The sequence below is a fragment of the Pseudomonas sp. SMV7 genome, assembly GCF_052041995.1.
GTDB lineage: Bacteria > Pseudomonadota > Gammaproteobacteria > Pseudomonadales > Pseudomonadaceae > Aquipseudomonas.
Map to the genome: position 1 here is coordinate 1 of NZ_JBKGGT010000071.1, position 287 is coordinate 287.

Below are 287 nucleotides of genomic sequence, written 5' to 3' on the forward strand. Positions count from 1 at the left end.
ACGTTTGGCCAAGAGCGTTTCGTCTCAACCGAGGCGCGCATTCTACGCTTTCCTCATTTGCTGTCAAGCGTTTGTTTTGAAGTATTTGAGAAAAACCCGTTTAACTTCAGACACTTAACTCGCTTCGATCTCTCGTCGCGGGAGGTGAATAATACAGCATTCAAAAACGCTGTCAACCACCTTTTTGCCACCGACCGGCCGTTCAGCCAACCAGGAGAAGCGATAGCTTCTACTTAAAGACAAAACCCCTACCTGCATGCGCAGATAGGGGTTTTGCGAAATGAATC

General features: G+C 47.7%; 1 protein-coding gene. It reads left to right on the plus strand.

Features of this window, described 5'->3' with window-relative positions; genetic code table 11:
• Positions 1-237, plus strand: a 237-nt coding sequence (locus tag ACLEJP_RS25575) for a hypothetical protein (RefSeq protein ID WP_440810929.1), incomplete at its 5' end; no start/stop codon positions are given.
• Positions 238-287: the final 50 nt, after the last annotated feature.